Origin of the sequence: Nonomuraea sp. NPDC052129 (assembly GCF_040680095.1) — a bacterium.
GTDB lineage: Bacteria > Actinomycetota > Actinomycetes > Streptosporangiales > Streptosporangiaceae > Nonomuraea.
The window spans coordinates 112,696-136,530 of record NZ_JBFAVX010000016.1; the positions used below are offsets into that span (position 1 = coordinate 112,696).

Below are 23,835 nucleotides of genomic sequence, written 5' to 3' on the forward strand. Positions count from 1 at the left end.
CACTATCCCATCCGGGCTCGCCCCCAGGCAGGAAATTGCCCCGCTTACTATGCCTTCTCGCCCGTGAGCAGGGCGGCCAGGCCGAGGTAGACGAGGCCGGTGCCGATGTCGAGGCGGCGCCGCGCCCGCGTGGAGCGGCGGACCCGCCCGGCCAGGGCCGAGGAGAGCAGCGCGTACGTGCCGTCGGTGGTCATCCCGAGGCCCATCCAGACCAGCCCGAGCACCAGGATCTGCGGCGCGACCGGCCCCGCCGCCGGATCCGTGAACTGCGGCAGGAAGGCCAGGAAGAAGATGGCGGTCTTGGGGTTGAGCACGTTGACCACGAAGCCCTCCCAGAACATCCGCCGCTTGGAGTGCGTCTCCACCTCAAGTGTTTCCTCGGCCGAGGCGGAGGTCCGGTTCATCAGCTTGCGCACCCCGAGCCAGACGAGGTAGGCGACGCCCGCGTACTTGATCACGGTGAACGCCGTGGCGGAGGCGGCCACCAGCGCGCTGATGCCCAGGGCCGCGGCGACGACGTGCACCACCGAGCCCGCGTGAACGCCGAGCACCGAGACCAGGCCCGCCGACCTGCCTTGCGCGACGCTTCTGGTGACGATGAACAGAACCGCGGGACCCGGCACCAGGAGAAGGGCGAGGGTGGCCGCGCAGAAGAGAGCGAGCGTCGCGAAATCCGGCATACCGCTCATGGTAGGCGTGCGGCCCTCACTGCAGTCAACGGAATTCCGCGCGACGGGTCAGACACTCTCCACCAGGGCCGACAGCAGCGCCTCGGTGGCCGGCGGGTGGGGTGGGTCGCCGTAGACCGCCGCGTACACGTGCCTGATGGAACCCGGGATCGGGGCCACCTCCACGTCCGGATGCCGGTGCGCGCTGAGCGCCAGACCGGGCAGCACAGTGGGCCCCATGCCCGCCGCCACCAGCGCTTGTACGGCCACGATGTCGTCGCTGGTGAAGGAGATCCGCGGCTCGAACCCCGCCTTGGCGCAGATGTCGAGCAGATGGCTACGACACCGGTCACACCCGGCGATCCAGGGATCCCCGGCGTGTGCCCCCAAATCCCCAGTGCCGCCAGAGAACACCAGGTAACTCGGATCGTCGAGCAGGTGGATCATCTGGATCCCCGGGTCCTCCGGCGCCGTGTCGTCGTAGCGGAACATCACCGCCACATCCACCCGCCCGCTCCGCAGCAGCCGGAGCGCCTCCGGCGGCTCGGTCTCCGTGAGGTGCAGCCGCAGCCCGGGATGCGAACCCGCCAGCCGGGTCGCCGTCCGGGGGATGAAGGTACCCAGCGCGGAGGGGAACGCGGCCAGCCGGGCCCGCCCCGAGCGCAGCCCCACGTGCGCGGCGAGCTCGTCGGCGGTGGCGTCGAGGCGGCCGATGATGTCGTCGGCCCGCATGGTGAGCAGCTTGCCGGCCTCCGTGAGCCGGATGCCCCGCCCGACGCGCTGCACGAGCTTGGCGCCGGTCTCGGCTTCGAGACGGGCGAGGTGGTGGCTGACCGACGGCTGCGAGTAGTGCAACTCCTTGGCGGCGGCGGTCAGCGAGCCCGTACGTGCGACGGCGACGAGGACGCGGAGCCGTACGACATCCAGCATTCATCAACCATATCTATTGATGAGCCACAAAACTTCTGTTGGACCTATGGATCTCGACGTAGCACCGTAAGAAGGGAGAGAGGGAGACAAACATGGACACGGTCCTGACTCGGCCGGGGCTCGACGCCCTCGTGTCGGACATCGGCGACATCACCGCCCGCCGTCTCGCGCCGCGGGAGACCGCGTTCGCGGTGGCGGATCTGCTCCGCCCACGGCTGTCCACGCTCGACCTGCTCACGGCGGAGGAACGAGCGGGATCGCCCGATACGTACGTGTCCCAGGCGCTGTACGCGTGTGACGACTTTTCGATCGTGTCGGTCGTATGGCGGCCGGGCCAGTACACGGTGATCCACGACCACGTGTCGTGGTGCGCGTTCGGCGTGATCAGTGGGATCGAACACGAGACGCTCTACCGGGACATGGGGGACCATCTGCTGGAGATCGGGCAGGCCGCCAACCTGCCGGGCGAGGCCAGCGGGTTCGCGCCGCCCGGCGACATCCACAAGGTGATCAATGTGAGTGACGAGATCGGGGTGTCGGTGCACGTGTACGGGGCCGACGTGAGCAGGCTCGGCAGCAGCGTACGCCGGGTCTACGACCTGCCGGTCAGAATACCGGCCTAGTCACCGGCCCTCACCGATGAGTTTCCAGCTGCGGAGCGGTCAGTACCCAGGTAGGCCCATCGAGGAGAAGCAAGGCGGCGACCGGGCGCTGGTGTTCGCGGTGGCCCCGGCCAAGGCGTTCGGCTTCCGCAAGGGCGACTTCAGCCAAACCCGCTGGCGCTTCCAGCGCGGCTAGGCTGAGCCGTATGCCGGCAGAGCGCCCCAGGCGGGCGGACGCGCGCCGCAACCACGACGCGGTCCTGGCCGCGGCCAGGAAGCTGTTCGCCGAGCGCGGCGTGGACGTGCCGCTCGACGACGTCGCCCGCTGCGCCGGGGTGGGCAACGCGACGATGTACCGGCACTTCCCGGCCCGCCAGGACCTGATCATCGCCGTCTACGCCGACGAGGTGACGGAGCTGTGCGAGAGCGGCGACGCCCTCCTTGCGGCCGATTCGCCGGGCGACGCGCTGCACGAGTGGCTGGGCGCCTTCGTCGCGCACGTCGCCGGCAAGCGCGACCTGGCGCTGGCCCTGCCGCGCGACGGCTCGGCGCTGTTCGGCGAGTGGCACGAGAAGATGCTGGCCACCGCGTCGGCCCTGCTCACCAGGGCTCAGGACGCGGGCGAGGTCCGACCCGACCTGACCGTCCGCGAGCTGATGACCCTCGCCAACGCGATAGCACTGACCGGCTCGGACCAGTCCGCGCGACTGCTTGACCTGCTCAGGTACGGGACGGTCGGCAGGCGCTGACTCGCCCAAAAACAGTACCGACGCGGCCAAAGTAGGAAAAAATGTACAAGCGTTGAGATTTATGATCTAGTCCTTTACTCTCGGCCAGAGGCGCGCGTCAGCCGCCGGAAACGGGAGGCACGGCAATGCTGAAAGTGATCGGCGCGGGGTTCCCGCGTACCGGAACCAGCTCGATGAAGGCCGCGCTGGAGCGGCTCGGCTTCGGCCCCTGCTACCACATGTTCGAGATCCTGACCAAGCCCGAGCACGCCGACCGGTGGGTGTCCGTCGTCTCCGGCGAGCCGGTGGACTGGGACAAGGTGTTCGACGGCTACCAGTCGGCCCAGGACTGGCCGGCCAGCGGGTTCTGGCGCGAGCAGGCGGCGGCCTACCCCGACGCCAAGGTCATCCTGACCGTCCGCGACCCCGCTCGCTGGTACGTCAGCATGCAGAACCTCCTCTCCAACGGCCCCGGCCGGACCATGTCCATGGACCCGTCGACACTGCCACCGGCCGCGGCGAAGATCTTCGAGGGGATGCAGAAGATGCAGCCGGTGCTGAGCGCGATCGGGGAGGACACCTTCGGCCAGAGCTGGACCCCCGCGAACGGCCTGCCCGACGAAAAGGCCGCCATCGAGGCGTTCGAGCGCCACAAGGCCACCGTCGAGGCGAGCCTGCCCGCGAGCCGGCTCCTGGTGTTCGACGTGCGCGAGGGGTGGGAGCCGTTGTGCGAGTTCCTGGACGTCGAGGTTCCCGATGAGCCGTTCCCGCATCTCAACGACTCCGAGTCGCTGCAGCGCAGGATGGGAGAGCTGATGGCGGGGCAGTTCCCTTCGTCCATCGAGGAGGTCCGCTAGATCCGACCCCCTGCCCGGCCTCTGGTGGTGCCTGACCCCGTTACCATCGGAGGCCAGCAGGAGGTGGTGGCCCATGTCGACCGATGAGCTCGCCGGCCGGGCGTGGGAGAACGAGAGCAAGGGCCAGCGCACTCGCCGCCGGATCCTGGAGGCCGCCCGCCGCACCTTCGGCGAGGTCGGCTACGAACGCGCCACCATCCGCGCGATCGCGGCCGAGGCGGACGTGGACAAGTCCTCGGTCATCCAATACTTCGGCACCAAGCAGCAGCTGTTCCGCGAGTCCCTCGACTTCTGCCTCGACGTCGACTCCCTGACCACCGACGACCCGGGCCGCTCCGCTGAAAACTACCTGCGCGCCATGCTCGAGCGCTGGGCCGCCGTCCCCGACAGCCCGATGGCCGTACTCCTGCGCACCAGCATGACCAGCCAGGAAGCCGCCCAGATGCTCCGCGAACACGTGACCTCGGAGGCGATCGACCGGATCGCGGCCGGGGTCCACGGTCCCGACGCGCGCCTGCGAGCGGCGCTGGCGGGCGCGATGATGTTCGGCATCACCGTCCACCGCCACCTGGTGCGCATGCCCGACCTGGCCGAGGCCGATCTCGACGACGTCCTTCGCCTGGCCGTGCCGCTCATCCGCACACTGCTCGAGGACGCCGACGCCTGACCTCAGCGCCTTCCGTCGCCCCCCACGCCGGCCCGGAGCTGATCCCCGGCCAGCAGATCGGGCCGGTGGTGGCGGACCCGATCGCCCATCGGACCGTGTTCCCACAGTGGGTCGACCACGCCAAGGGGAATGCTCAGTTTCTGTAATCCCGTCGCCGGATCGACCGGCATGCGTTCCAGATGGCACAAGAACCAGCCAGGGGCGCTGGGAGAAACCTCATATTCCCCCCAGCCGACCACACCGATGCAGTTCCTGGTTCCGGTCCGGACATAAATCCGGTCCGCCTCGGCGATGGTGCGCGGGCTCGGCACCCGGCTTTCCACAACATCGACGCGCTCGATGTGCCGCCATGCCAGGCGTACGCGTGACCCGTACGCGTCTTCCATCTCCACGCCTTGGGCGGAGAAACGTACGACCGTGTCAGCAGCCATCTGCCGGTGCCTGGCCAGTCGTACGCCAACGGCGAGCATCGCCATTCCCGCGGCGGTCAACCCCCATGCGACATGAGGGCCCGGGAGCGCAAGGCATACCGGGATCAACAGGATGAGCGGGCTGAGTAATCGGGCAGCGGTCGCGAGTGAGAACTCGCCTACCATGCGAAACTCTTCCATAAATCAAAACTGACGTCCGGTGACATACGTGTCAATCCGGTGCGCCCGCCCACCGCGCACCCTGTCGGCCCCCGTCAGCTGAAGTCGGCCGCGTGGTCCATGGCCCATTGGCGCAGAGATCGTGCCGGGATCCCGGTGACGTCGTGGACGGTGGCGGTCAGCACCGGGGGCGGCCCGGCGAGCATGGCGGCGTAGCCGTCGAGCAGCACGTCGACGAAGGAGTCGGGGAAGCTCTCGTCGGCCAGCAGCCGCTCTCGGGCCTGCTCTCGGGTGAGCTCCCGCCAGCGCAGCGGCCGGCCCAGCGCCTCGCCGATGACGCGGACCTGCTCGGCCTGAGTGAGCACCTCCGGGCCGGTCAAGGTGTAGGTGGCGCCGTCGTGCCCCGGCTCGGTGAGGGCGCGGACCGCGACGGCCGCCATGTCGGCCTCATGGATCAGGGACATCGGCAGCGCGCCGTAAGCCCCCTCGACGACGTCACCGGCCCGGATCTGGTCGGCCCACCACAACGTGTTCACCGCGAAGGTGCTCGGCCTGATCATGGTGGATGCGATCCCGCAGCCGTGAACGAGCTTCGCCTGCTCCTCGAAGCTGAGATCGGGAACACCGCCCGTACCCAGGAAGACCACCCGGCGGGCCCGCCGGGCGACCAGATCGAGCACGGCGGGCAGCTGTTCGCCGGTGTGCAGCGGCCAGAGCAGGAACACCGCGTCGATGCCGTCCAGGCAGGCCGCGATGGTGTCCGGCGCGGACAGGTCGCCGCGCATCACCTCGACCTCGGCGGGGAAACGGGTGGTGCGCGGATCGCGGGTGACCGCCCGTACGGAGTGGCCGCTCTCGCGCAGCTGGGTGATGATCTGGCCGCCGACGTTTCCGGTGGCGGCGAGGACGAGGATGTTCATGCGACGAGCGTCGCGCACGACCGCCTATCCGTCCCAGCCAGGCGGCTAGGATCGCCGGAAACCGTCACCGCACAGGGATATGTGGATGGATACCGTCGACAGGGGTCTGGTTCACGCGCTGCAGATCGACGGCCGGGCCCCGTTCAGGACGATCGCCGACGTGCTCGGGGTCTCGGAGAACACCGTGGCCCGCCGCTACCGGCGGCTGCGCGGCCAGGGTGCCCTGCGGGTGGCGGGTCTGGTCAACGGCGCTCGGCTGGGGCACACCCAGTGGACCATCCGGCTGCGCTGCACCCCGGACGCGGCTGTGCCGGTCGCCAAGGCGCTGGCCGCCCGTGACGACACGTCCTTCGTGTACCTGCTGTCCGGCGGCACCGAGATCTCCTGCACCGTACGGACGCGCGGCACCCGCGACCAGGACGCCCTGTTGCTGGACAAACTGCCCCGCACCAGCCGGGTCGTCTCGGTCTCCGCTCACCTGCTGCTGCGCAATTTCGTCCTGCCGGACGGCTGGCAGGGGCTGGCCTGGCTGTCACCCGAACAGGCCGACCGGCTGCGGCCGCCGCCAGTAGAAGCCGGAGACGGCCCGATCGATCTCGACGAGGGCGACAAGGCGCTGCTGCGGGCGCTCAATCTGGACGGCCGCGCGTCCTACGCCGAGTTGGCCGCCGCCACCGGCTGGTCGGAGACCACGGTGAAACGCCGTCTGTACGCGCTGCGCGGCCAGGGAATCCTGAGCTACCAGCTCGACGTACCGCCTTCGGCGCTCGGATTCGGCACCGAGGCCCGGCTGTGGATCGCCGCCCCGCCGGCCAAGGCGCTCGAGGTCGGTGCGGCGCTGGCGCGGCATCCCGAGATCGCCTTCGCCGCCCTCACCACCGGCCCCACCAATCTGGTCGCGGCCCTGAACTGCCGCGACCCCCTGGACCTCGGCCGATACCTCACCGAACGGCTCGCCGCCCTGGAGGCCGTCACCACCATGGAGACGGCCCCCATCATCCGCACCGTCAAGCGCGGCGGATCGCTGAGGTTGTAGCGGAGAATCAGACGCCGAGCGCGGAGGGCAGGCTGAGCTCCCGCAGGAACAGCGCCTCGGCGGTGGCGGTGCGACGCAGCTCCTCCAGGTCCACCCGCTCGTTGGGCGCGTGGATGGCCGCCTCCTCGTCCTCGGCCCCGAACAGCAGGATCTCCGCCGCGGGGAACTGCTTCAGCAGCGTGTTCACCAGCGGAATCGACCCGCCCGCCCCCACATCGCGCGGCGGCCGCCCGAAGGCGCGCTCCATCGCCCGGTTGAGCGCCGTGCGGGCCTTGCCGCCCGAGTCGGCCTGGAAGCCCGACCCCACGGTGTAGTCGCCGAACGAGACCTGGGCGCCCCACGGCGTGACCTGCCGCAGGAACTCGACCACCGCGTTCACGGTCGTCTTGGGGTCGCCGGACGGGGGGATGCGGACCGTGACGCGGGCGCGGGCCGCGGGCTGGACCGCGTTGATGGCGCCCGACACCGTGGGCGCGTCGATGCCGGTCACGGTGATGGCGTACGACGCCCACAGGCGGTCCGCCAAGGAGCCGGAGCCGACCAGCGACACGCCGTCCAGCACCCCGGCGGTCCTGCGGAACTCCTCCTCCGACGGTCCCTGACCGAGGAAGGTCCCGCGGGGCAGGCCCGGCACCCGGATGTCGCCGTTGTCGTCGTGCAGCGAGGTCAGCATGCGCATGAGCGCCGAGAGCGCGTCGGGGGCAGCGCCGCCGAACTGGCCGCTGTGCACCGGCTCGCGCAGGGTGCGGACCTCGATGGTGAACGCGGCCATGCCGCGCAGCGAGGTGGTGACCGCGGGGTCGCCGACACGCGGGTTGCCGCAGTCGGCCACCACGATGGCGTCGGCCCGCAGCAGGTCGGGGTTGCGCTCGACGAACGCCTCCAGGCGCTCCCCGGCGTACTCCTCCTGGCCCTCGATGAGGACCTTCACCCCGACGGGGAACTGCCCCTGGAACGCGCGCAGGGCAGTGACGTGCGAGATGATGCCCGACTTGTCGTCCGCGGTGCCCCTACCGTACAGCTGGCCGTCGATCAGGGTCGGCTCGAACGGCGGGGTGCGCCAGGCGGCCGGGTCGCCGGCGGGCTGCACGTCATAGTGCGCGTAGAGCAGCACGGTGGGCGCGCCGGGCGGCGCGGCCACCTCGCCGTACACCGCGGGGAAGCTGCCCTCGACCGCGACTCGCTGCACGTGCGTCAGCCCCGTGCTGCGCAGGAGCTCCTCGGTCATGGCGGCGGCGGCGAGCACGGGCTCCTCGGGATGCCCGGGGAAGGCCACCGACGGGATGGCGGCGAGCCGCTTGAGGTCCTCTACGGACTGCGGCATCGCGGCCGCGACGGCGCTCTCGATCTGGTCAGGAGTCACGGACGGTCCCCCGGGTCGTTCTTCGATAGTTAACGTCTCATTGGATCACAAAGGCTTCACAACGCGTGAAACGGGCATGACCCGCGCGCTAATCTACCTGCGGATTTCGCAGCTGTTACATACCGTTCCTGCGGATCTCGGTTTTCTTGCACACTGCTGCGACGCTTTCGCTTGGCAAACCCGAGGTGAACATGCAGACTGTGGGGAGATCAGACACGAGGGAAGATAATCATGACGCAGCCGGAAAACGAGATTCTCAAGGCCGCGCAGGATCACCTGTGGTTGCATTTCACGAGGCACAGCGCCTACCAGCAGGCGGAGATCCCGACCATCGTTCGCGGTGAGGGCTCCTACATCTACGACATCCACGGCAAGCGCTACCTGGACGGCCTGGCGGGACTCTTCGTGGTCCAAGCGGGTCACGGCCGGAGCGAGCTGGCCGAGGCAGCCGCCAAGCAGGCACAGGAGCTCGCCTTCTTCCCGCTGTGGTCTTACGCGCACCCGAAGGCGGCCGAGCTGGCGCAGCGGCTCGCGAGCCTGGCCCCCGGCGATCTCAACAGGGTCTTCTTCACCACCGGCGGCGGCGAGGCGGTCGAGTCCGCCTGGAAGCTGGCCAAGCAGTACTACAAGCTCATCGGCAAGCCGCTCAAGCACAAGGTCATCAGCCGCCAGATCGCCTACCACGGCACCCCGCAGGGCGCCCTGTCGATCACCGGCATCCCGGCGTTCAAGCAGATGTTCGAGCCGCTCGTGCCCGGCTCGGTGCGGGTCCCGAACACCAACTACTACCGCGCCGACGAGATCAGCGGCATCAAGGGGATGAGCCCGGAGGAGTACGGCATCTGGGCCGCCGACCGCGTCGCCCGCGCGATCGAGATGGAGGGCCCCGACACGGTGGCCGCCGTCTTCGCCGAGCCGGTGCAGAACGCCGGCGGCTGCTTCCCGCCGCCGGCCGGCTACTGGCAGCGGCTGCGCGAGATCTGCGACGAGTACGACGTGCTGCTCGTCTCCGACGAGGTCATCTGCGCCTTCGGCCGGCTCGGCACGATGTTCGGCGGCCAGAAGTTCGACTACGTGCCCGACATCATCACCTGCGCCAAGGGCCTGACCAGCGGCTACTCACCCATCGGGGCCATGATCGCGCACGACCGGCTGTTCGAGCCGTTCAAGAGCGGCGACCAGATGTTCGCCCACGGCTACACCTTCGGCGGGCACCCGGTCTCGGCGGCCGTGGCGCTGGCCAACCTCGACATCTTCGAGCGCGAGGACCTGCTCGGCCACGTCACCAAGAACGAGCCGCTCTTCCAGGCCACCCTCGACGGTCTCAAGGACCTGCCGATCGTCGGCGACGTCCGGGGCTCCGGCTACTTCTGGGGCATCGAGCTGGTCAAGGACAAGACCACCAAGCAGACGTTCACCGACGAGGAGTCGGAGCGGCTGCTGCGCGGTTTCCTGTCGAAGGCGCTGTTCGAGGCCGGGCTCTACTGCCGCGCCGACGACCGTGGCGACCCCGTCATCCAGCTCGCGCCGCCGCTGATCGCGGGGCCGAAGGAGTTCGACGAGATCGGGTCGATCCTCCGCAACGTGCTCACGGAAGCGTGGGCTCGCCTCTAACACTGTTCAAGGACAACGACTGTTCAAGGACAACGCTGTTCAAGGAAAGAAGGGATCAGCCATGAAGATCGGCGTGCCTGCCGAGGTCAAGAACCACGAATACCGAGTCGCCGCAACCCCGGCAGGCGTGCACGAGCTGGTCCGTCACGGCCACGACGTCACCGTTCAGCGAGGCGCAGGGCTGGGCTCGCACATCCCGGACGAGGAATACCTGGCGGCGGGCGCGAAGATCGTCGAAAGCGCCGACGCCGTGTGGGGCGAGGCGGAGATGGTGCTCAAGGTCAAGGAGCCCATCGCCCAGGAGTACCACCGGCTGCGCGAGGGCCTGGTGCTGTTCACCTACCTGCACCTGGCCGCCTCCCGGCCGTGCACCGACGCGCTGCTCGGCGCGAAGACGACGGGCATCGCCTACGAGACCGTGCAGGTCGGCAACAGCCTGCCGCTGCTCGCCCCGATGTCGGAGGTCGCGGGCCGCCTGGCTCCGCAGGTGGGGGCGTACAACCTGATGCGCTTCAACGGCGGACGCGGCGTGCTGCCGGGCGGGGTGCCCGGTGTGGCCCCGGCCAAGGTGGTCGTGATCGGCGGCGGCGTATCCGGGCTGAACGCCGCCCAGATCGCCGTCGGCATGGGCGCCGAGGTCACCGTCCTCGACACGAACGTCGACCGCCTGCGCTTCATCGACGCCATCTACCAGGGCCGGCTCAAGACGCTGGTCTCCACCTCGTACGCGATCGAGCGGGAGGTGCTGAACGCCGACCTGGTCATCGGCGCGGTCCTGATCCCGGGCGCCAAGGCCCCGACGCTGGTCTCGAACGACCTGGTCTCGCGCATGAAGCCGGGCTCGGTGCTCGTCGACATCGCCATCGACCAGGGCGGCTGCTTCGAGGACTCCCGCCCGACCACGCACGCCGAGCCGACCTACACCGTGCACGGGTCGATCTTCTACTGCGTGGCGAACATGCCGGGCTCGGTGGCCAACACCTCCACCTACGCCCTGACCAACGCGACGCTCCCGTACGCCGTCAAGCTGGCCGACCTGGGCTGGCGGGACGCGCTCAAGGCGGACGCGGGCTTGGCGGGTGGGCTCAACACCTACGACGGGCTGCTCACCAACGGCCCGGTCGCGCAGGCGCTCGAACTCCCGGTCACGCCGGTGACCGAGGTCCTCGCCGCCTGACCCTGCCTGAATCGCCTGACCACCACTGGAGCACAGCGGCTTGGCTATCGGACGCCGAGCCGCTGTCGCAGGTCGCGGGCCGTGGCGAGGACGTGGTCGATCTCGCCAGGGCTGGGCCAGGGCGCGCTGCCCGGACGCAGCAGCGTGCCGCGCACCGACGCCAGGTGCTCGATCGCGCTGGAGTGCAGGCCGCTGCGCCGGGCCAGCCAGCCCAGCACGTCCGCGTGGTCGTGCAGCGGTCTGGTCGCCAGGTCCCAGGTGCCGAGAATCTCGGCCAGCTCGCGTACGGCCAGCGAGACGCCGCCCCGGCGGCCCGTTGCGGACGCCGCCAGCTCGGCCCGCGCGGCCAGCTCGGGCTCGGCCGGCCGGTCCCAGGACGGAGGCGGCGGGTCGGCCAGCCAACGCGCGGCCTCGTCCGTCTCCCCGGCCGCCGACAGCAGCCCGGCCAGCTCGATGGCCGCCTGGTGATGTCCGGCCAGCGCGGCCTGCCGGAACCAGTGCCGGCCGCCCGCCAGGTCGCTGAACTCGGCGATGAGCAGCAGCCCGAAGTGGAAGGCGGACTCGGCGTCGCCGCTGGCCGCCGCCCGGCCGAACCAGTGGCCGGCCCCGGCGGAGTCGCCCAGCTCGACGCAGACGAACCCGGCCATCCGCTGGTCCGCCAGCCGGCCCGCACTGGCCGCGCGCTCGAACCAGGCGCGGGCCGTACGCAGATCTCCGTGGGCCAGCGCGCTGCCGCCGAGCTGCGAGGCGGCGCCCGGGTGGTCGCTCTTGGCGGCCAGCCGGAAGTAGGCGCCGGCGCCCTCGGGGTCACGGCTGGCCTGGAGGAGCAGGCCGAGGCAGTAGGCCGACTCGGCGTGGCCGCCGCGCGCGGCGCATTCCCACCAGTGCAGGGTCTCCTCGTCCTCGCCCGCCGCGTACGCCAGGAAGCCCAGGTCGTGCGCGGAGGCTGCGTCGCCGTCGGCGGCCGCTCGGCGGTGCCATTCGCGGGCGGCCGCGACCTCGCCCGCGTCCTCGCAGATCAATGCCAGTCGCCGGGCGGCCGTCCGGGAGCCCTCACGAGCCGCGATCTCGAACCAGCGCCTGGCGGCCGGGACGTCTCCGCGCTGCTCCAGCAGCAGTGTGGCCAGGTTGACCGCGGCCTCGACGTCGCCGGTGGCGGCGGCCAGTTTGTACCAGGAGACTGACTCCTCCAGGCTGCCGTGCTTCTCGTGCCAGACGCCGAGGTTGTAGGCACTGTCGATATTGCCGCCGGCCGCCGCCCGTTCCCACCACTCCTTGGCCGCCGAGCGGTCGCCCCGCTGGGCGCAGAGCCGGCCGAGCCGGTGCGCCGCCTGCGGGTCGCCGGCCCGAGCGGCCATCAGCAGCTCGGGCTCGTCTCCCACCCGTGGCGCCGGGATCGCCGGTGCCGCCACCTCCTCTTGCCACCACGCCATGGCCACAGGGTGCCAGGTAATCGCGTGAATGCGAACAGTAATCGCCGAGGGACTAGGAGAAGTTGATGTAGCCGCTGTACATCCCCATCCCGCATACGTAACGAAGCGACCCTGGGCGCTGCGGCGGCAGGCGCACCGTCGCGGGAAGGGCGACGTCCCGCCCGGCGATCGTGACCGTGCTCGTACAGCCCTGGTCGGCCAGCTTGAAGACGATCTCGACGGGGACTCCGGCACGGGCGGTCACGATCTGCGGCCGGTAGCCGTCGCGGGTCGCCCAGACGGTGACCGTATGGGCACCCTGCCCGGCGCCGGGTCCGCCTGACGCCACCGAACCTGCCCGACCTGCCAAGCCCGCCAGACCTACTGAACCCGCCAGGCCCGCCGAACCTGCCGGAGCCGCGAGCCAGCCGCCCAGACTGACACCCGAGCCGACCGTCCACAGGCCGGCCGCGAGCGCCGCCACCCCGGCCAGCCGGGCGAGCCTGGTCCGCGAGACGCGCCGCAGGACCCAGCCGAGCAGCGCGAAGGCGGGCGCGGTGCCGAGCACGAACCCGGTCATCACCGCCGCGCCGCCCAGCGGCGAGCCACTGGAGACCGCGACCATCTCCATGCCGAGCGTCACCCCGCAGGGGATGAGGATGGTGGCCGCGCCCAGCAGCGGCGCGCTCCGGGGCGCCCGTCTGGGGGCCCCGCAGCCGGGTTGCCGCCGGCGGAGCAGCCTGATCGCGTACGTGATGACCGCGACGCCCGCCGCCACGAGCAGCAGCGCCCGCGCCTGCGGAGGCAGGCTGACGGCCGAACCCGCCAGGCCGAGCAGCGCCCCGGCGGCCGCGTAGGAGGCCAGCCGCCCCGCCAGGAACCACCCCACGAGCATCGGATCACGCGACGGCCCCCGCTCGTCGCCATCGCAGCCGCCCGAGGTGAGGCCTACGAGCAGCCCGCCCTGCACCGCGGTGCAGGACGCGGTCCCCGCTACCAGTCCGGCGGCGATCCCGCTGGCGAGCAGGGCGATGGGCTGCACGGTCAGCCGCGGAGCGCCAGGTCGTCCAGCGCTCCGCTCTTGGCCGCCTCGACGATCGAGCCGAACTGGTCGAGGCTCATCTCCACCCGCTGCCCGAAGTCGTCGATGATCAGCACCTGACGCTCTTCCGGCGCCGAACGGTCGACGAACAGCTCAGGGCAGCCACAGTTGCATTGGCCGCAGAATCGGGCGATCGACTGCATAAGAGCCCCCACTTCTCGACAGTCCCTAGAGGCAACTTAACGTCGCGAACCGGATGCGGCCAGTCACAGTTGTTTTACCCGCGTGACGGTTTAGCTTTCGCCGTGGCTCTTGAGCGCCGGGTGGGTCAGCTCTTGAGCACTGATATCCGCTCGAAGTACTCATCGTCGCTCATCTCGCCGCGCGCGTACCGCTCGGCGAGGATCCGCTCCGCCGACGTGGTCGCTCCGGCCTCGGTACGGTGCCAGCGACCTTTCTGCCAGGTCCGAGCGGCCAGGGCGACGACGGCCACCCAGAACAGGCCCCAGAGAACCGGGATGATCGGCCAGAATCCAGCGCCCCAGCCCCAATGCGTCATTGTGTTCATGCATCCAGAGTCGTCACCGGGCGAGCCCGGCGCATCGGACCGTGGGCTCGTCGTGCGCTCCACCCAGGGGAGTGTCCGGCTTCTTTCGTCGTACGCCCTCGGGGGTAGTCGGCCGGCCTCGTCGATGCCCAGCCGCAGCGGCCGGGCGACGCGTCAGGCTCTGGCCTCGATCAGAAAACGGGTGGAATGGGCGATGAACGGCCCGTCTTCCTGGATGCGTTCGTGCAGCTCGCGCAGCTCTTTCCGGTAGCGGTCGACCGAGAAGCCCGGCACGGTCCAGATCACCTTGCGCAGGAAGTAGATCACCGCTCCGATGTCCCGGAATTCCATCCGCAACGACTCGGCCCGCAGATCGACCACGGTGAGCCCGGCCTGCACGGCCGCCGCCCTGGCCTTCTCGGGGTCGCGGCTGGAGCCGTCCTGCGGACCCATGAAGAATTCGGTCAGCTCGGCGACGCTGCGTGCGCCTACCTGCTGGGAGAAGTAGGTGCCACCCGGCCTGAGTACGCGGGCGATCTCGGCCCACCAGGTGCGCACCGGGTGACGGCTGACGACCAGGTCGAAGGCCGCCGTGCGGAACGGCAGGCGGGGCAGCTCGTCGTCGGCCACCACCGCGGCGCCGCGGGCGCGCAGCCGCTCGGCGGCCAGGGCGAGGTTGGGCGGCCACGACTCGGTGGCGACGGTGACCGGCGGGAGCTTCGGGACCCCGGCCAGGATCTCGCCGCCGCCGGTCTCGATGTCGAGCGCGGCCTCGGCGGTGGCCATCCGGCCGGCCAGTTGGCGGGAGTATCCCCAGGAGGGGCGGGCCTCCGTCGCCCGGCCGTCGAGCCAGGAGAAGTCCCAGCCGTCCACGGAGACCGACTCGGCCTCTGCGACTAGGTCGTCGAACATGCGGTGGTCCATCGTTCGAGCGTCTTCAACTCTCTGTGTTTACCTGAGTAAAACGGACATCAGCGTAGCCTCGTCGCTTTCCGACCGAGGTCGGGAGGCGATCCGGTGGAAGCCGATGCCGCGTCCGTCCGGCGAGCTGGGCGGACCGTGGTTGAGAGCCGCGTTGTCGGGGCCTGATTCCGCATTCCCAGATGGGGTGCGGCTCTTGGGCCACCGCCCCGCCGGACGCTGTCCCGTTGGTGCGAACACCAATGGGGGCGGGGACCGAGCGCCAGTCAGGCACCCGGCTGTTGCCGAACATTACCATCTGATTACTTTCAGTGGTGGTAGATCGGAAGCTTCGATCACAGTTCTCCTGGCGGCCACAGGTTGGCGTAGCGAGCGCTGGCAACGGTTCATACCCTGCCAGGGGGGTGAGGCACGATCAACCCGATTTCAGGCGGCCAGCCGGTCGGCCAGTCAGCAGCCGGTCAGTCGGTCGGCTGTCGGTGGCCCGGGCGCCGGACGGTCGGTTAGGCGGCCAAGCGGGCGCGGACCTCGGCGCGGTCGATGCCGAGCTGGTCGATCAGCTCGGCCACCGGATCGGGCCGTCCCTGCGCGAGCAGGGCCAGCAGCAGCTGGGCCGGTGCGGCGGTGCTCCTGACCTTGCGGGTGGTCGTCTTGATCGTCTGGTTGATCGCCGCCCGCGCGCTGGACGTCAGCGCGGTGCGCGGCACGGCCGGATGCTTGCGCGGCCGTGCCCGTGGCACCTCGCCGGCGTCGATCCCGAGCGCTCGCAGCGACGCCCGGTCGAGCTCTTCGAGTGCCATCCGCGCCCGTTCCAGATCCACGCCGAGCGCTCGGGCGGGGGCCAGATCCGGCTGGCGCAGCAGCCCGAGCAGCAGATGCTCGGTCCCCAGCCGCCGGTCGCCACGCTGCCTGGCCTCCTCCAGCGCCGCGGTCACGACCACTCCGAACGGGCTCTTCTCCGTTCCGAACATGCCAACCCTCACTTTCCGTACTCCGCAGCACTTTCGTGGTGCGCGTCACTTTCCGTACTTCGCGTGTACCGACTGCCGCGACATGCCGAGCGCGTCGCCGATCTGCTCCCACGTCCACCCCTGCTCCCTGGCCAGGGCCACGGAGACGGCTTCGACCTGCTCGGCCAGCCGGTGCAGGGCGCCGACCGCGCGCAGTCCCATGGCGGGGTCGTTCGACTTGATGCGTTCAGAGAGTTCTCCCATGTCCACATCGTCAGGCTAGATTGACAGAGCAACTTTGTCAATCTAGCCTGACGGGCATGGAAGAAGTAGTGATCATAGGAGCGGGCCCCACGGGGCTCATGCTGGCCTGCGAGCTGCGCCTGGCCGGCGTCCGTACGACCGTGCTGGAGAAGAGAGCCGAGCCTGGCGACCTCCCCAAGGCCAACGGCCTGGGCGGGCAGATCATCCAGTTGCTCGACCATCGGGGCCTGCTCGAACGGTTCAGCGCGGGCAGCCCGTTCGCCGGACGCGCGCCGGGCTTCCCGTTCGGCTCGGTGCCCCTGAAATTCGCCGAACTGGGCGACGAGTCCCCGTTACAGCTGCTGATGATCCAGCAGCCCCGCCTGGAGCGGCTGCTGCGCGAGCGCGCGGCCGAGCTCGGCGCCGAGATCAGCTGGGACCACCGGCTGAGGACGCTCGCCCATGACGACGAAGGCGTGACGCTGGAGGGTGACGGCTTCCGGCTCCAGGCCAGCTACGTCGTCGGCTGCGACGGCGGCCACAGCCTAGTACGCGAACAGGCGGGCATCGGCTTCCCCGGCACGACGGACGACGAGGTGCTGCGGCTCGGCCACTTCGCGGCGCCGGATGCGAGCATCTTCGACACACCGCAGGTCAATGGCCTGCAGCAGGGCTGGAACCAGACCCCGAACGGCCGCCTGCTGCTCACCTCGCTCCAGCCCGGCGTCCACATCGTCGGCGTACGCGAGAAGGGGGTGGCGCCCGCGACGGCCGTCACACTGGCGGAGTTCGAGGCCGCGGTGCGCCGGGTCATCGGCGTCGACCTGCCGCTGGGCGAGCCCATCTGGCTGTCGAGCACCGTCTCGCAGGCCCGCGTCGCCGACCACTACCGCGAGGGCCGAGTGTTCCTGGCGGGTGACGCCGCCCATCTGTTCCCGGCAGGCGGCTCGGCGCTGAATGTCGGCCTGATGGACACCGCCAACCTCGCCTGGAAGCTGGCTGCCCACCTGCACGGTCACGCCGCGCCCGGCCTGCTCGACACCTACGAGTCGGAACGCCGCCCGGTGGCCGTCCACACCCTGCGCCACACCCGCGCCCAGGCGGCCCTGGAACGCCTCACCGGCGAGGACGGCACGGCCCTGCGTGACCTCCTCGCGGAACTGTTCGCCTTCGACCAGCCCTTGCGCCGTCTCGGCGACATGCTCCAGGGCTCCGACATCCGGTACGGCACCGCGCCCCACCCACTGACCGGCCGATTCGCCCCCGACCTGACACTGACCACCACGGAAGGGCCGACCCGCGTGGCGGAGCTCATGCGCCCGGCCGGCTGGGTGCTGCTCAACCTGGGCCCTTCGGAGCTCGGCGACCTGGCGAGCGACGAGCGCCTCCAGGTCGTCGCCGCGCACTGCGCGGATCCGCCCGCCGACGTCCTGCTGATCCGCCCCGACGGCTACGTGGCCTGGGCTGGCACGGAGGGCCTGCCCGAGGCGATGACCACCTGGCTCACCCCTCAACCGGCGTAACAGGCGTCAGCAGGCGCCAACGGGTGGCAACAGGCGTCAGCGGGCGATGGCCATGCCGAAGGGCACCGGGCCGAGCGCGCGGACGAGGTCGCCGACCATCAGCATGAACGCCTCCGGCACCCGCGCCGTCTCCACCCCACCGAGATCGATGATCCACTCAGCCGCCCACCCCAGGTCGGCCAGCAGGCCACCGACGGCCTTCTTGGCGTCGGCGTCGTTCCCGGACAGAAAGGCAGTGGGCGGAGTGGCCGGCCGAGCCGGTTGAGCCATGATCGATTCGTGCACGGTGTTGAGTGTCTTCACCACGCGTACATCCGGCAAGGCCCGCTGGATCTCCTCGGCGAGGCTGCTGCCCGGATACAGCAGCGCCGACGCGAAGCCGTGCGCGTCGGACTCGGTGGCGTTGGCGACGTCGACCAGCACCTTGCCCGCCAGCTCCGCCGCGAGGCCGGTGAGCACCTCCACCGACACGGGGCCGGGCATGGCATTGATCACCACCTCCGCCGATCCCGCCGCCTCACGCAAGCCGATGACGGGAAAGACGGCGTCCTCGCGCGGGGCACGAGAGCCCACGACGAGCTCGTGCCCCGCGTCGCGCAGCCTGCCGGTGAGGGCTCGGGCCACCGCGCCCGAGCCGAGAATGGCGATCGTCGTCATGCTCTCTTCACTCCTCGATCAGTCAGGATGAACCCTGCTCACGAGCGAAGTTAGGCGGTGCTACGGTCGAACGGCAGTACGCACTTCAAGGTGACCAACGCACGTGAGGGGATGCCATGACTACTCGCACCGCCGCCCAGCGGCACGCCGAGAGCCGGCTCTCCTACCAGGCCCGCTTCACCGCCTGCCCGGCCAACCGGCTGATCGAGCGCATCGGTGACAAGTGGGTGGCCGTCCTGCTCAACGAGCTGGCCGACGGCCCGCGCCGCTTCGGCGACCTCGCTCGCGCGATCGCGGGCGCCAGCCAGAAAATGCTCACGGAGACACTGCGCCACCTCGAACGCGACGGCCTGATCTCGCGCACGGTCACTCCAGCGGTGCCGGTCCGCGTCGACTACGCGCTCACTGATCTGGGACGGAGCCTCCTGCCCGTCATGGCGGTCATGAAGCAGTGGGCCGAGCAGAACATCGACCGGATCGACAGCGCCCGCGAGGCGTACGACGCACGCGACCACTGAAACCCGTCACCCGCCCTCCAGGCAAGGCCTTCGCCAGAGGGGCGCTTCGCGCTCGCGCGTAGTGCCCACGCTGAGGAGCACGGCGGGCGTTTCAGCTGCACTGGCTCAGTCCGCGGTTCTCGGGCGGCTCGGCGCGGTCCAGCAATATGGGGCGGTTGGGGCTCCGGGGAAGCGGCTCAAATATCCTGCGCCCTGTCGAGCTATGATCGACGCAGTTCCCAAGCTGACAGCGCGGGTTCGACTCTCGTCACCCTTTCACTGTTCGCCGATCCTCGATGTCCGCCTCAAGCGAGGGAGACCGGCATGGCAATCCCGTCATGGTTCGACGCCCTTCCCGAAGTGATGGGTGAAGCCGAATACCGCGCGCTGCCCGAGGACGTCGCCGCAAGCATCGAGGTTGTGCACGGCCACGTGATCAAGTGTGAGTCACCGGCTCCTCAGCACAACCGGATCGCGCGTCGCCTCGCCAGTTCGCTGGAAACCGCGCGTCCTGTCAGTGGTCCATGCATGAGTGTCGAGACCGACATTGATGTAGTGCTCTGGCGGGTGCCCAAGTTCACGTTCCGGCGTCCGGATGTCGTGGTCTATAAATGCCTGGACGATCCTGGCCAGAAGCCGGAGGCATCGCAGACCCTTGCGGTTGTCGAGGTGTCCTCGCCGGGAACGGTCCGCGAAGACCTCACCGACAAACGCGTCCAGTATGCGGCCTCCGGTATCCCGCTTTACCTTCTGATCATGCTGGACGAGAAATACGAGATCGTTGAGGTGAAGGAGTTCCACCTCGACGCAGTCGCTTCGGAGTACCGGCTCCATCAGGTGCACAGGTCCGAACTCGAGCTGGAACTCCCCATCAGAGCGGCTATCCCGTTCCTCACCCTGACCGCCCCCTGACAACCGGCCGTGTGCTCGTTGCGTGCACCCGCGAACACCAGCGCCTCAAATCCGACGACAGGCCGATGCGGATGTGGTGGCATGTCGCCCTGCTACGGCTCAGAGGCCATGAGCACTTCGTGGAACGACAGGTGACCTACGCCCGCCCCGTGAGCGATCACTTGCGGTAGATGTGAATGTTCTTGAGGTAGTTGTCGCTGCGGGCCGACATCCCCGTCCGCCCGTAGCGTCCGCACTCGAAGTAGTGGGTGGCGGCCCCGCGATCGTCGAAGCTGGTCCTGTACTGCCGGTTGACGAAGACGTGCACCTTGCCTGCCGCCGTGTCGTGGACGACGTTGAGCCGGATGTAGGTGTCGTACACCGGAGCGAAGATCTGTGTCGTGGAGTCGTAGTAGTTGATGCTGTTGGTGTTCATCGCCCAGCCTCATGAAGGCCGTCGCGGACGTGGCGCCACCGAAGTCCTGCATGACGCAGAGCCGGTACGCGCCCGCGCCCACCTTCATGTCCCACTCGAACTGCGCCTGTCCCGAGGTGTAGTCGTTGTGGAAGCGCAGCTCGCTGCGTGGGCCCGAGTCCTGGCCGGAGACGCTGCGGGTGGAGGTGGCGACCAGCCTGGTGATCCGCGAAAGCACCGCCCCCGCCCCCTGACCGCCCATTGCGAGTACCTGTCGCTCAGCTACGGCTCAGAGGCTGATAAGCGCTTCGCGGAACGTCCGTGTGTCGGTGTCGTCAGGCCAGCGCTCGCGCAATTCGCTGTCCAGCGTCTGTAGCTCGCGGCGAATGCGGGCTGAGCCTGTCTGATGGGCGATGCCCAGCGCCTCGTGCCCCAGGTGGGCGGCGCGGCTCGGCTCCGCGAGGGAGGATTGGGCGACGGCTACGGCAAGTTTGGCCGTGAGGTGGCCGCGGTCGCGGGTGAGGTTGGGGGGAAGTTTGCCGATCTGGGCCTGGAGGATGGTGGCGGCGGTGTCGGCGCGGCCAGCGGCCCGGTGGCAGACGGCGCTTTGCTCCTGGAGTGTGTCGAGGTCGTAGGAATGCAGGTAGACCGGTACGTGCTGACGGGTGACTTGCGGATGGTCGCGTAGGGTTTCGGCGGCTTGGTCGAGAAGGGTGAAGCACTCGTCGTGCTCACCGAGCATGGCCAGTCCACGGGCCAGTTGCTGTGCGGCCAGGGCGTCCAGCTTCGGCTCCAGCGCATCAGAGTTGCGACGGGCGGCGCCGGCGAGTTGGACGACGGCGGCGTGATCATCGGTCAGGCAGGCGATGTTGGACTGCCGGACCAGCAGGTAGGCCGACATTTGGGAATCTCCTGCGCATTGGGACCATTCGGCGGCTCGCCTGGTCCAGTGCATGGCGCTATTGGGTTCGCCGAGGTCTTGGTGCAGCCAGCCGGCCATCTCGGCGTACTGGGCCAGCACCTGAAGGAGTGGCGCGGCATGGCGGGTGCCGGCGCCGCGGCGGAGCTCGTCCAAGACGTCGATCTGCGCCAACACCGGACGAAGCAGGGAGCGAGGGCCGAGCATCTTGTCAGCGGTGTAGTGCTCGGCCAGCACACGCCGGAAGTAGTCGATGACTTCGCCGTCGATGCGCGATGGCTGCTCGATCGCGCGGGCTACCCGCTGGGCTTGATCCGGGTCGCCGAGGCGGCCGGGCAGAAGGGAGGTGAGTGCTCCGCCGGCGAGCAGGTGGGTGAACTGGCGTCGTGAGAGCGTCACGCGCACGCTCCTTCGTCAAGAGGGAGGATGCTCGGGCGATAGCATCGCATATAGGCGTTCACGGGACACACGGACGTCAGGTATTCGATCCCATTTGGCCGAGGACTGAATGATGTCCTTCGCCTGATTGTTCACTCGAGCGGAGCTGATGAAGGGCAGTGCCCGCGTCAGGCCGTATATGTGGTGGACGGCGAGTGTCGGTTTATTAGCCTGGATTGCTGTTTGCGCCAGGCGGCCTAGGTATTGGGCCTGAAAGAGGAGGGACCACTGTCCCATGGCTTCGGCGGCATTGCCCAGGAGCTGTTCCGCTTGATTGAACTGTCCCAGCTGGCTCAGGCCGATGGCTACATCTCCGCCGAGGGTAGCTTCCGCAAACGCGCTCAGTCCGCGCGCGTCCAGGGCGCGATCAAGGGCAGTTCGCGCATCTTTCTGGCTCCCCTTGATGCCGGCCAGGGCACGTCCCAGGCGCATGTGCAAGCTGGATTGGCGGCTCGAGGGAAGACCTGGAATTCGGAGCCCGCGCTGGGCGTACTGCACCGCCCGCATTGGGTCATCGCGGTAGAGGCTGACGCGGCTCAGCGCATCGTAGGCGCGTGCCTGCGCCGGGAAGTTCTGTGCATGGTGTGCTAGGTCAAGTGCGGTCATGCCCGCGTGCTCGGCTTGAGCGAGCCGCCCGGCGTCGTACAGGGCAATGCCGGCCTGATACATGAGATCGGAAGCAGCCCCTTGTAGCTCGATCCCAACCGTTTTCATCGGGATGTGAGTAATTTGCTTCACATGCCCTAGAGCGCGGGCCGCAATCGGCACCCCTCCAAGCTCATAGCGGCCACGTGCCAGGCTGTCGGCGAGCGCGCGTACATAGTCCGGATCGAGATAGGGATTCGAACTGACAGCGGATGGCACGAACATCACGGATGCGGCGGCTGCCAGGAATTCCCTGCGTTCCACAGGTTCCTCCACAGAAGGTGAAAAGCGCATCTCCCAGCCGACGCGCGCGAGCAGCTGTTTTGCCCTGGTCAAACTCGTATCGGCGACGCCGCGGCAGACGCGCGATATCCATGCTTGAGAAACTCCCAACTCTTGGGCGAGCTGGATCTGTGTCCAATTCCGTTCTTCCATGATCGCTTTAAGCGCTTCGGGGAGAGTCCGTACGTCCACCAGCTGAGCTTATAGCGGAGGGGTATTGGCTTAATACTTCCTTATACCTCTGAGGAATACCCGTGCTGGTTCTGTGGAAACAGGCTGCGAGAACATGGCCATCTCGCGAGGTGAGGCACGTCACGAGTTCGGACGTGATGACGGCGATGGAGGCAGACGGTGTCATTGGCCCATCAGCACGGAACGCCCACACCCACCAGCACTGATGTGCAGGGCGGTATGACCCTGATCTCGGCCGCGAGCCTGTGGCGCAGCAACAAGGCGCCGCGAGAGGCGCGAATGGCCTTGTGCGGTTGGCTTCGGCAAGATGATCCGCTCCTGCTGGATGCGCAACAGGTCGTGACCGAGTTGATCTCGAATGCCGTCACGCATGTCGAGGGCGGTGAGGGGCGCGACTGGGTGGTGCTGCGGGTAATTCGTGGCAGCGGCTCTCTTCGCGTCGAGGTGATCGACGCGGGCGCCCTCGGTGGGGACGGGCCACACGTCGTACGGCAATCTCCGCCCCCAGATCCGTCGACGTGCGAGGGGTTGAAGGCCCTGACGGAATCAGGACGGGGCTTGCACATCGTGAAGACGCTGTCTAGCGCCTGGGGCACATACCTGAGCGGTGAACGCCGTGTGGTCTGGGCCGACTTGCCGTACCCGGCTGCTTCAAGATGCGAAGAGGTGATGGGATGATCAAGGAAGACCTCGAAGAGCGGTTCGGCGACAAATGGGAGATCCACGCATTTCTTATGATCGGCGTTGCGGCCTCCCGTAGACAACGAAGGTTGACGCCAGCGGAGGCAGGAAGCGGCATGGTTCTTGTGCTCCTTGCCGCCAACCTGGAGGAGTTGGCCGACAAACTGGCGGCGCAGCCGGACTCCCGCACGCCGGTCACGCGTCTGACAGCCCAAGCCATAGGCGGGGTTAGGGCTCCCAATTTCGGATGGTCGGCCATGCCTGGCTCATGATCATTAACCACAAGCCCGTGACCAGCCGAACGCCGTTCAACGGCCTTCCCCCTGTGGCTGGTCACGCACCCCCATGGTCCTGCCGCTGAAGGCGGAGAAAAGAGAGACAGGCTCCGTCCATCCATGCCTGTCTCTCGGAAGTGGACGTTGGGGGGC

Annotated in this window: 29 protein-coding genes; 13 read left to right on the forward strand and 16 right to left on the reverse strand. The window is 68.9% G+C overall.

Features of this window, described 5'->3' with window-relative positions; genetic code table 11:
- Positions 1 to 47: 47 nt before the first annotated feature.
- Together AB0L53_RS31150 and AB0L53_RS31155 are read right to left on the reverse strand one after the other, a co-directional pair.
- Positions 48 to 680 (reverse strand): LysE family translocator, encoded by a 633-nt coding sequence (locus AB0L53_RS31150; protein ID WP_364001264.1) that lies wholly within the window; start codon positions 678 to 680, stop codon positions 48 to 50.
- Between the two features lie 57 nt (positions 681 to 737).
- Complete coding sequence (locus AB0L53_RS31155; protein ID WP_364001267.1) at positions 738 to 1,598, reverse strand: LysR family transcriptional regulator; 861 nt, start codon at positions 1,596 to 1,598, stop codon at positions 738 to 740.
- Positions 1,599 to 1,690: 92 nt separating this feature from the next.
- Here AB0L53_RS31155 and AB0L53_RS31160 point away from each other — a divergent pair, with 92 nt between their 5' ends.
- The 5 genes from AB0L53_RS31160 (at position 1,691) to AB0L53_RS31180 (ending at position 4,452) form a co-directional block, all read left to right on the forward strand.
- On the forward strand, positions 1,691 to 2,221 hold the full coding sequence (locus AB0L53_RS31160; protein WP_364001270.1) for a cysteine dioxygenase family protein: 531 nt from the start codon (positions 1,691 to 1,693) through the stop codon (positions 2,219 to 2,221).
- A 16-nt stretch (positions 2,222 to 2,237) separates the two neighbouring features.
- On the forward strand, positions 2,238 to 2,396 hold the full coding sequence (locus AB0L53_RS31165) for a hypothetical protein (RefSeq protein WP_364001272.1): 159 nt from the start codon (positions 2,238 to 2,240) through the stop codon (positions 2,394 to 2,396).
- 10 nt (positions 2,397 to 2,406) lie between these two features.
- A complete protein-coding gene (locus AB0L53_RS31170) occupies positions 2,407 to 2,949 on the forward strand; it encodes a helix-turn-helix domain-containing protein (RefSeq protein WP_364001275.1) in 543 nt (180 codons plus the stop codon).
- 125 nt (positions 2,950 to 3,074) lie between these two features.
- Positions 3,075 to 3,785: a sulfotransferase family protein gene (locus tag AB0L53_RS31175; protein ID WP_364001278.1), complete on the forward strand. Its 711-nt coding sequence runs from the start codon at positions 3,075 to 3,077 to the stop codon at positions 3,783 to 3,785.
- A 73-nt stretch (positions 3,786 to 3,858) separates the two neighbouring features.
- The gene (locus AB0L53_RS31180) at positions 3,859 to 4,452 is read left to right on the forward strand and encodes a TetR family transcriptional regulator (RefSeq protein ID WP_364001280.1); all 594 of its coding nucleotides are present in this window, start codon (positions 3,859 to 3,861) and stop codon (positions 4,450 to 4,452) included.
- 2 nt (positions 4,453 to 4,454) lie between these two features.
- On the opposite strand, the gene AB0L53_RS31185 is transcribed toward AB0L53_RS31180, so the two are convergent.
- A complete protein-coding gene (locus tag AB0L53_RS31185; protein WP_364001283.1) occupies positions 4,455 to 5,063 on the reverse strand; it encodes a hypothetical protein in 609 nt (202 codons plus the stop codon).
- Positions 5,064 to 5,137: 74 nt separating this feature from the next.
- Positions 5,138 to 5,962, reverse strand: coding sequence for an NAD(P)H-binding protein (locus AB0L53_RS31190; RefSeq protein WP_364001286.1), 825 nt, complete (start codon positions 5,960 to 5,962; stop codon positions 5,138 to 5,140).
- Positions 5,963 to 6,047: 85 nt separating this feature from the next.
- Between AB0L53_RS31190 and AB0L53_RS31195 the strand changes: the two genes are divergently transcribed.
- The gene (locus tag AB0L53_RS31195; RefSeq protein WP_364001289.1) at positions 6,048 to 6,998 is read left to right on the forward strand and encodes an Lrp/AsnC family transcriptional regulator; all 951 of its coding nucleotides are present in this window, start codon (positions 6,048 to 6,050) and stop codon (positions 6,996 to 6,998) included.
- A 7-nt stretch (positions 6,999 to 7,005) separates the two neighbouring features.
- Here AB0L53_RS31195 and AB0L53_RS31200 read toward each other — a convergent pair whose 3' ends face one another.
- Positions 7,006 to 8,361, reverse strand: coding sequence for a dipeptidase (locus AB0L53_RS31200; protein ID WP_358547650.1), 1,356 nt, complete (start codon positions 8,359 to 8,361; stop codon positions 7,006 to 7,008).
- Between the two features lie 231 nt (positions 8,362 to 8,592).
- Between AB0L53_RS31200 and AB0L53_RS31205 the strand changes: the two genes are divergently transcribed.
- Entirely contained in the window at positions 8,593 to 9,975 is a 1,383-nt protein-coding gene (locus tag AB0L53_RS31205; RefSeq protein WP_364001292.1) for an aspartate aminotransferase family protein, read from the forward strand.
- 61 nt (positions 9,976 to 10,036) lie between these two features.
- On the forward strand, positions 10,037 to 11,152 hold the full coding sequence (gene ald / locus AB0L53_RS31210; protein WP_364001295.1) for an alanine dehydrogenase: 1,116 nt from the start codon (positions 10,037 to 10,039) through the stop codon (positions 11,150 to 11,152).
- Positions 11,153 to 11,196: 44 nt separating this feature from the next.
- On the opposite strand, the gene AB0L53_RS31215 is transcribed toward ald, so the two are convergent.
- From AB0L53_RS31215 to AB0L53_RS31245, 7 genes are all read right to left on the reverse strand, one after another.
- The gene (locus AB0L53_RS31215; RefSeq protein ID WP_364001298.1) at positions 11,197 to 12,585 is read right to left on the reverse strand and encodes a tetratricopeptide repeat protein; all 1,389 of its coding nucleotides are present in this window, start codon (positions 12,583 to 12,585) and stop codon (positions 11,197 to 11,199) included.
- A gap of 52 nt (positions 12,586 to 12,637) precedes the next feature.
- Positions 12,638 to 13,606 (reverse strand): sulfite exporter TauE/SafE family protein, encoded by a 969-nt coding sequence (locus AB0L53_RS31220; RefSeq protein ID WP_364001301.1) that lies wholly within the window; start codon positions 13,604 to 13,606, stop codon positions 12,638 to 12,640.
- Positions 13,607 to 13,608: 2 nt separating this feature from the next.
- A complete protein-coding gene (locus tag AB0L53_RS31225; RefSeq protein WP_364001303.1) occupies positions 13,609 to 13,809 on the reverse strand; it encodes a hypothetical protein in 201 nt (66 codons plus the stop codon).
- 125 nt (positions 13,810 to 13,934) lie between these two features.
- A complete protein-coding gene (locus AB0L53_RS31230) occupies positions 13,935 to 14,174 on the reverse strand; it encodes a hypothetical protein (protein WP_364001306.1) in 240 nt (79 codons plus the stop codon).
- Positions 14,175 to 14,327: 153 nt separating this feature from the next.
- On the reverse strand, positions 14,328 to 15,065 hold the full coding sequence (locus AB0L53_RS31235; RefSeq protein ID WP_364001308.1) for a class I SAM-dependent methyltransferase: 738 nt from the start codon (positions 15,063 to 15,065) through the stop codon (positions 14,328 to 14,330).
- 512 nt (positions 15,066 to 15,577) lie between these two features.
- Positions 15,578 to 16,045 carry a Clp protease N-terminal domain-containing protein gene (locus AB0L53_RS31240; protein WP_364001311.1) on the reverse strand — a complete coding sequence of 156 codons (468 nt, stop codon included), beginning with the start codon at positions 16,043 to 16,045 and terminating at the stop codon, positions 15,578 to 15,580.
- A gap of 45 nt (positions 16,046 to 16,090) precedes the next feature.
- Positions 16,091 to 16,288, reverse strand: coding sequence for a helix-turn-helix domain-containing protein (locus AB0L53_RS31245; RefSeq protein ID WP_214633670.1), 198 nt, complete (start codon positions 16,286 to 16,288; stop codon positions 16,091 to 16,093).
- A 56-nt stretch (positions 16,289 to 16,344) separates the two neighbouring features.
- Here AB0L53_RS31245 and AB0L53_RS31250 point away from each other — a divergent pair, with 56 nt between their 5' ends.
- The gene (locus tag AB0L53_RS31250; RefSeq protein WP_364001314.1) at positions 16,345 to 17,790 is read left to right on the forward strand and encodes an FAD-dependent monooxygenase; all 1,446 of its coding nucleotides are present in this window, start codon (positions 16,345 to 16,347) and stop codon (positions 17,788 to 17,790) included.
- Positions 17,791 to 17,826: 36 nt separating this feature from the next.
- Here AB0L53_RS31250 and AB0L53_RS31255 read toward each other — a convergent pair whose 3' ends face one another.
- A complete protein-coding gene (locus AB0L53_RS31255; RefSeq protein ID WP_364001317.1) occupies positions 17,827 to 18,447 on the reverse strand; it encodes an NAD(P)-binding domain-containing protein in 621 nt (206 codons plus the stop codon).
- 116 nt (positions 18,448 to 18,563) lie between these two features.
- On the opposite strand from AB0L53_RS31255, the gene AB0L53_RS31260 reads away from it, so the two are divergent.
- Together AB0L53_RS31260 and AB0L53_RS31265 are read left to right on the forward strand one after the other, a co-directional pair.
- Entirely contained in the window at positions 18,564 to 18,965 is a 402-nt protein-coding gene (locus AB0L53_RS31260) for a helix-turn-helix domain-containing protein (RefSeq protein WP_364001320.1), read from the forward strand.
- A gap of 303 nt (positions 18,966 to 19,268) precedes the next feature.
- Positions 19,269 to 19,856, forward strand: a complete 588-nt coding sequence (locus AB0L53_RS31265; protein WP_364001323.1) for a Uma2 family endonuclease — start codon at positions 19,269 to 19,271, stop codon at positions 19,854 to 19,856.
- Positions 19,857 to 20,013: 157 nt separating this feature from the next.
- Here the strand turns inward: AB0L53_RS31265 and AB0L53_RS31270 are convergent, their stop codons facing one another.
- From AB0L53_RS31270 to AB0L53_RS31280, 3 genes are all read right to left on the reverse strand, one after another.
- The gene (locus tag AB0L53_RS31270; RefSeq protein WP_364001326.1) at positions 20,014 to 20,271 is read right to left on the reverse strand and encodes a hypothetical protein; all 258 of its coding nucleotides are present in this window, start codon (positions 20,269 to 20,271) and stop codon (positions 20,014 to 20,016) included.
- A gap of 268 nt (positions 20,272 to 20,539) precedes the next feature.
- On the reverse strand, positions 20,540 to 21,574 hold the full coding sequence (locus AB0L53_RS31275; RefSeq protein ID WP_364001328.1) for a hypothetical protein: 1,035 nt from the start codon (positions 21,572 to 21,574) through the stop codon (positions 20,540 to 20,542).
- A 9-nt stretch (positions 21,575 to 21,583) separates the two neighbouring features.
- Positions 21,584 to 22,726 carry a helix-turn-helix domain-containing protein gene (locus tag AB0L53_RS31280; RefSeq protein ID WP_364001331.1) on the reverse strand — a complete coding sequence of 381 codons (1,143 nt, stop codon included), beginning with the start codon at positions 22,724 to 22,726 and terminating at the stop codon, positions 21,584 to 21,586.
- Between the two features lie 219 nt (positions 22,727 to 22,945).
- Here AB0L53_RS31280 and AB0L53_RS31285 point away from each other — a divergent pair, with 219 nt between their 5' ends.
- Positions 22,946 to 23,404 (forward strand): ATP-binding protein, encoded by a 459-nt coding sequence (locus AB0L53_RS31285; RefSeq protein WP_364001334.1) that lies wholly within the window; start codon positions 22,946 to 22,948, stop codon positions 23,402 to 23,404.
- Positions 23,401 to 23,679 carry a hypothetical protein gene (locus tag AB0L53_RS31290; protein WP_364001337.1) on the forward strand — a complete coding sequence of 93 codons (279 nt, stop codon included), beginning with the start codon at positions 23,401 to 23,403 and terminating at the stop codon, positions 23,677 to 23,679. Before AB0L53_RS31285 ends, AB0L53_RS31290 begins: the two co-directional genes overlap by 4 nt.
- The last annotated feature ends 156 nt before the right edge of the window (positions 23,680 to 23,835 follow it).

What these genes read in the sequence shown, in the direction of transcription:
- AB0L53_RS31150 (WP_364001264.1), bottom strand. Translation starts at nt 680, where the DNA reads ATGCCGGATTTCGCGACGCTCGCTCTCTTCTGCGCGGCCACCCTCGCC.
- AB0L53_RS31155 (WP_364001267.1), bottom strand. Translation starts at nt 1,598, where the DNA reads ATGCTGGATGTCGTACGGCTCCGCGTCCTCGTCGCCGTCGCACGTACG.
- AB0L53_RS31160 (WP_364001270.1), top strand. Translation starts at nt 1,691, where the DNA reads ATGGACACGGTCCTGACTCGGCCGGGGCTCGACGCCCTCGTGTCGGAC.
- AB0L53_RS31165 (WP_364001272.1), top strand. Translation starts at nt 2,238, where the DNA reads ATGAGTTTCCAGCTGCGGAGCGGTCAGTACCCAGGTAGGCCCATCGAG.
- AB0L53_RS31170 (WP_364001275.1), top strand. Translation starts at nt 2,407, where the DNA reads ATGCCGGCAGAGCGCCCCAGGCGGGCGGACGCGCGCCGCAACCACGAC.
- AB0L53_RS31175 (WP_364001278.1), top strand. Translation starts at nt 3,075, where the DNA reads ATGCTGAAAGTGATCGGCGCGGGGTTCCCGCGTACCGGAACCAGCTCG.
- AB0L53_RS31180 (WP_364001280.1), top strand. Translation starts at nt 3,859, where the DNA reads ATGTCGACCGATGAGCTCGCCGGCCGGGCGTGGGAGAACGAGAGCAAG.
- AB0L53_RS31185 (WP_364001283.1), bottom strand. Translation starts at nt 5,063, where the DNA reads ATGGAAGAGTTTCGCATGGTAGGCGAGTTCTCACTCGCGACCGCTGCC.
- AB0L53_RS31190 (WP_364001286.1), bottom strand. Translation starts at nt 5,962, where the DNA reads ATGAACATCCTCGTCCTCGCCGCCACCGGAAACGTCGGCGGCCAGATC.
- AB0L53_RS31195 (WP_364001289.1), top strand. Translation starts at nt 6,048, where the DNA reads ATGGATACCGTCGACAGGGGTCTGGTTCACGCGCTGCAGATCGACGGC.
- AB0L53_RS31205 (WP_364001292.1), top strand. Translation starts at nt 8,593, where the DNA reads ATGACGCAGCCGGAAAACGAGATTCTCAAGGCCGCGCAGGATCACCTG.
- ald (WP_364001295.1), top strand. Translation starts at nt 10,037, where the DNA reads ATGAAGATCGGCGTGCCTGCCGAGGTCAAGAACCACGAATACCGAGTC.
- AB0L53_RS31215 (WP_364001298.1), bottom strand. Translation starts at nt 12,585, where the DNA reads ATGGCGTGGTGGCAAGAGGAGGTGGCGGCACCGGCGATCCCGGCGCCA.
- AB0L53_RS31225 (WP_364001303.1), bottom strand. Translation starts at nt 13,809, where the DNA reads ATGCAGTCGATCGCCCGATTCTGCGGCCAATGCAACTGTGGCTGCCCT.
- AB0L53_RS31230 (WP_364001306.1), bottom strand. Translation starts at nt 14,174, where the DNA reads ATGAACACAATGACGCATTGGGGCTGGGGCGCTGGATTCTGGCCGATC.
- AB0L53_RS31235 (WP_364001308.1), bottom strand. Translation starts at nt 15,065, where the DNA reads ATGTTCGACGACCTAGTCGCAGAGGCCGAGTCGGTCTCCGTGGACGGC.
- AB0L53_RS31240 (WP_364001311.1), bottom strand. Translation starts at nt 16,045, where the DNA reads ATGTTCGGAACGGAGAAGAGCCCGTTCGGAGTGGTCGTGACCGCGGCG.
- AB0L53_RS31245 (WP_214633670.1), bottom strand. Translation starts at nt 16,288, where the DNA reads ATGGGAGAACTCTCTGAACGCATCAAGTCGAACGACCCCGCCATGGGA.
- AB0L53_RS31250 (WP_364001314.1), top strand. Translation starts at nt 16,345, where the DNA reads ATGGAAGAAGTAGTGATCATAGGAGCGGGCCCCACGGGGCTCATGCTG.
- AB0L53_RS31255 (WP_364001317.1), bottom strand. Translation starts at nt 18,447, where the DNA reads ATGACGACGATCGCCATTCTCGGCTCGGGCGCGGTGGCCCGAGCCCTC.
- AB0L53_RS31260 (WP_364001320.1), top strand. Translation starts at nt 18,564, where the DNA reads ATGACTACTCGCACCGCCGCCCAGCGGCACGCCGAGAGCCGGCTCTCC.
- AB0L53_RS31265 (WP_364001323.1), top strand. Translation starts at nt 19,269, where the DNA reads ATGGCAATCCCGTCATGGTTCGACGCCCTTCCCGAAGTGATGGGTGAA.
- AB0L53_RS31270 (WP_364001326.1), bottom strand. Translation starts at nt 20,271, where the DNA reads ATGAACACCAACAGCATCAACTACTACGACTCCACGACACAGATCTTC.
- AB0L53_RS31285 (WP_364001334.1), top strand. Translation starts at nt 22,946, where the DNA reads ATGACCCTGATCTCGGCCGCGAGCCTGTGGCGCAGCAACAAGGCGCCG.
- AB0L53_RS31290 (WP_364001337.1), top strand. Translation starts at nt 23,401, where the DNA reads ATGATCAAGGAAGACCTCGAAGAGCGGTTCGGCGACAAATGGGAGATC.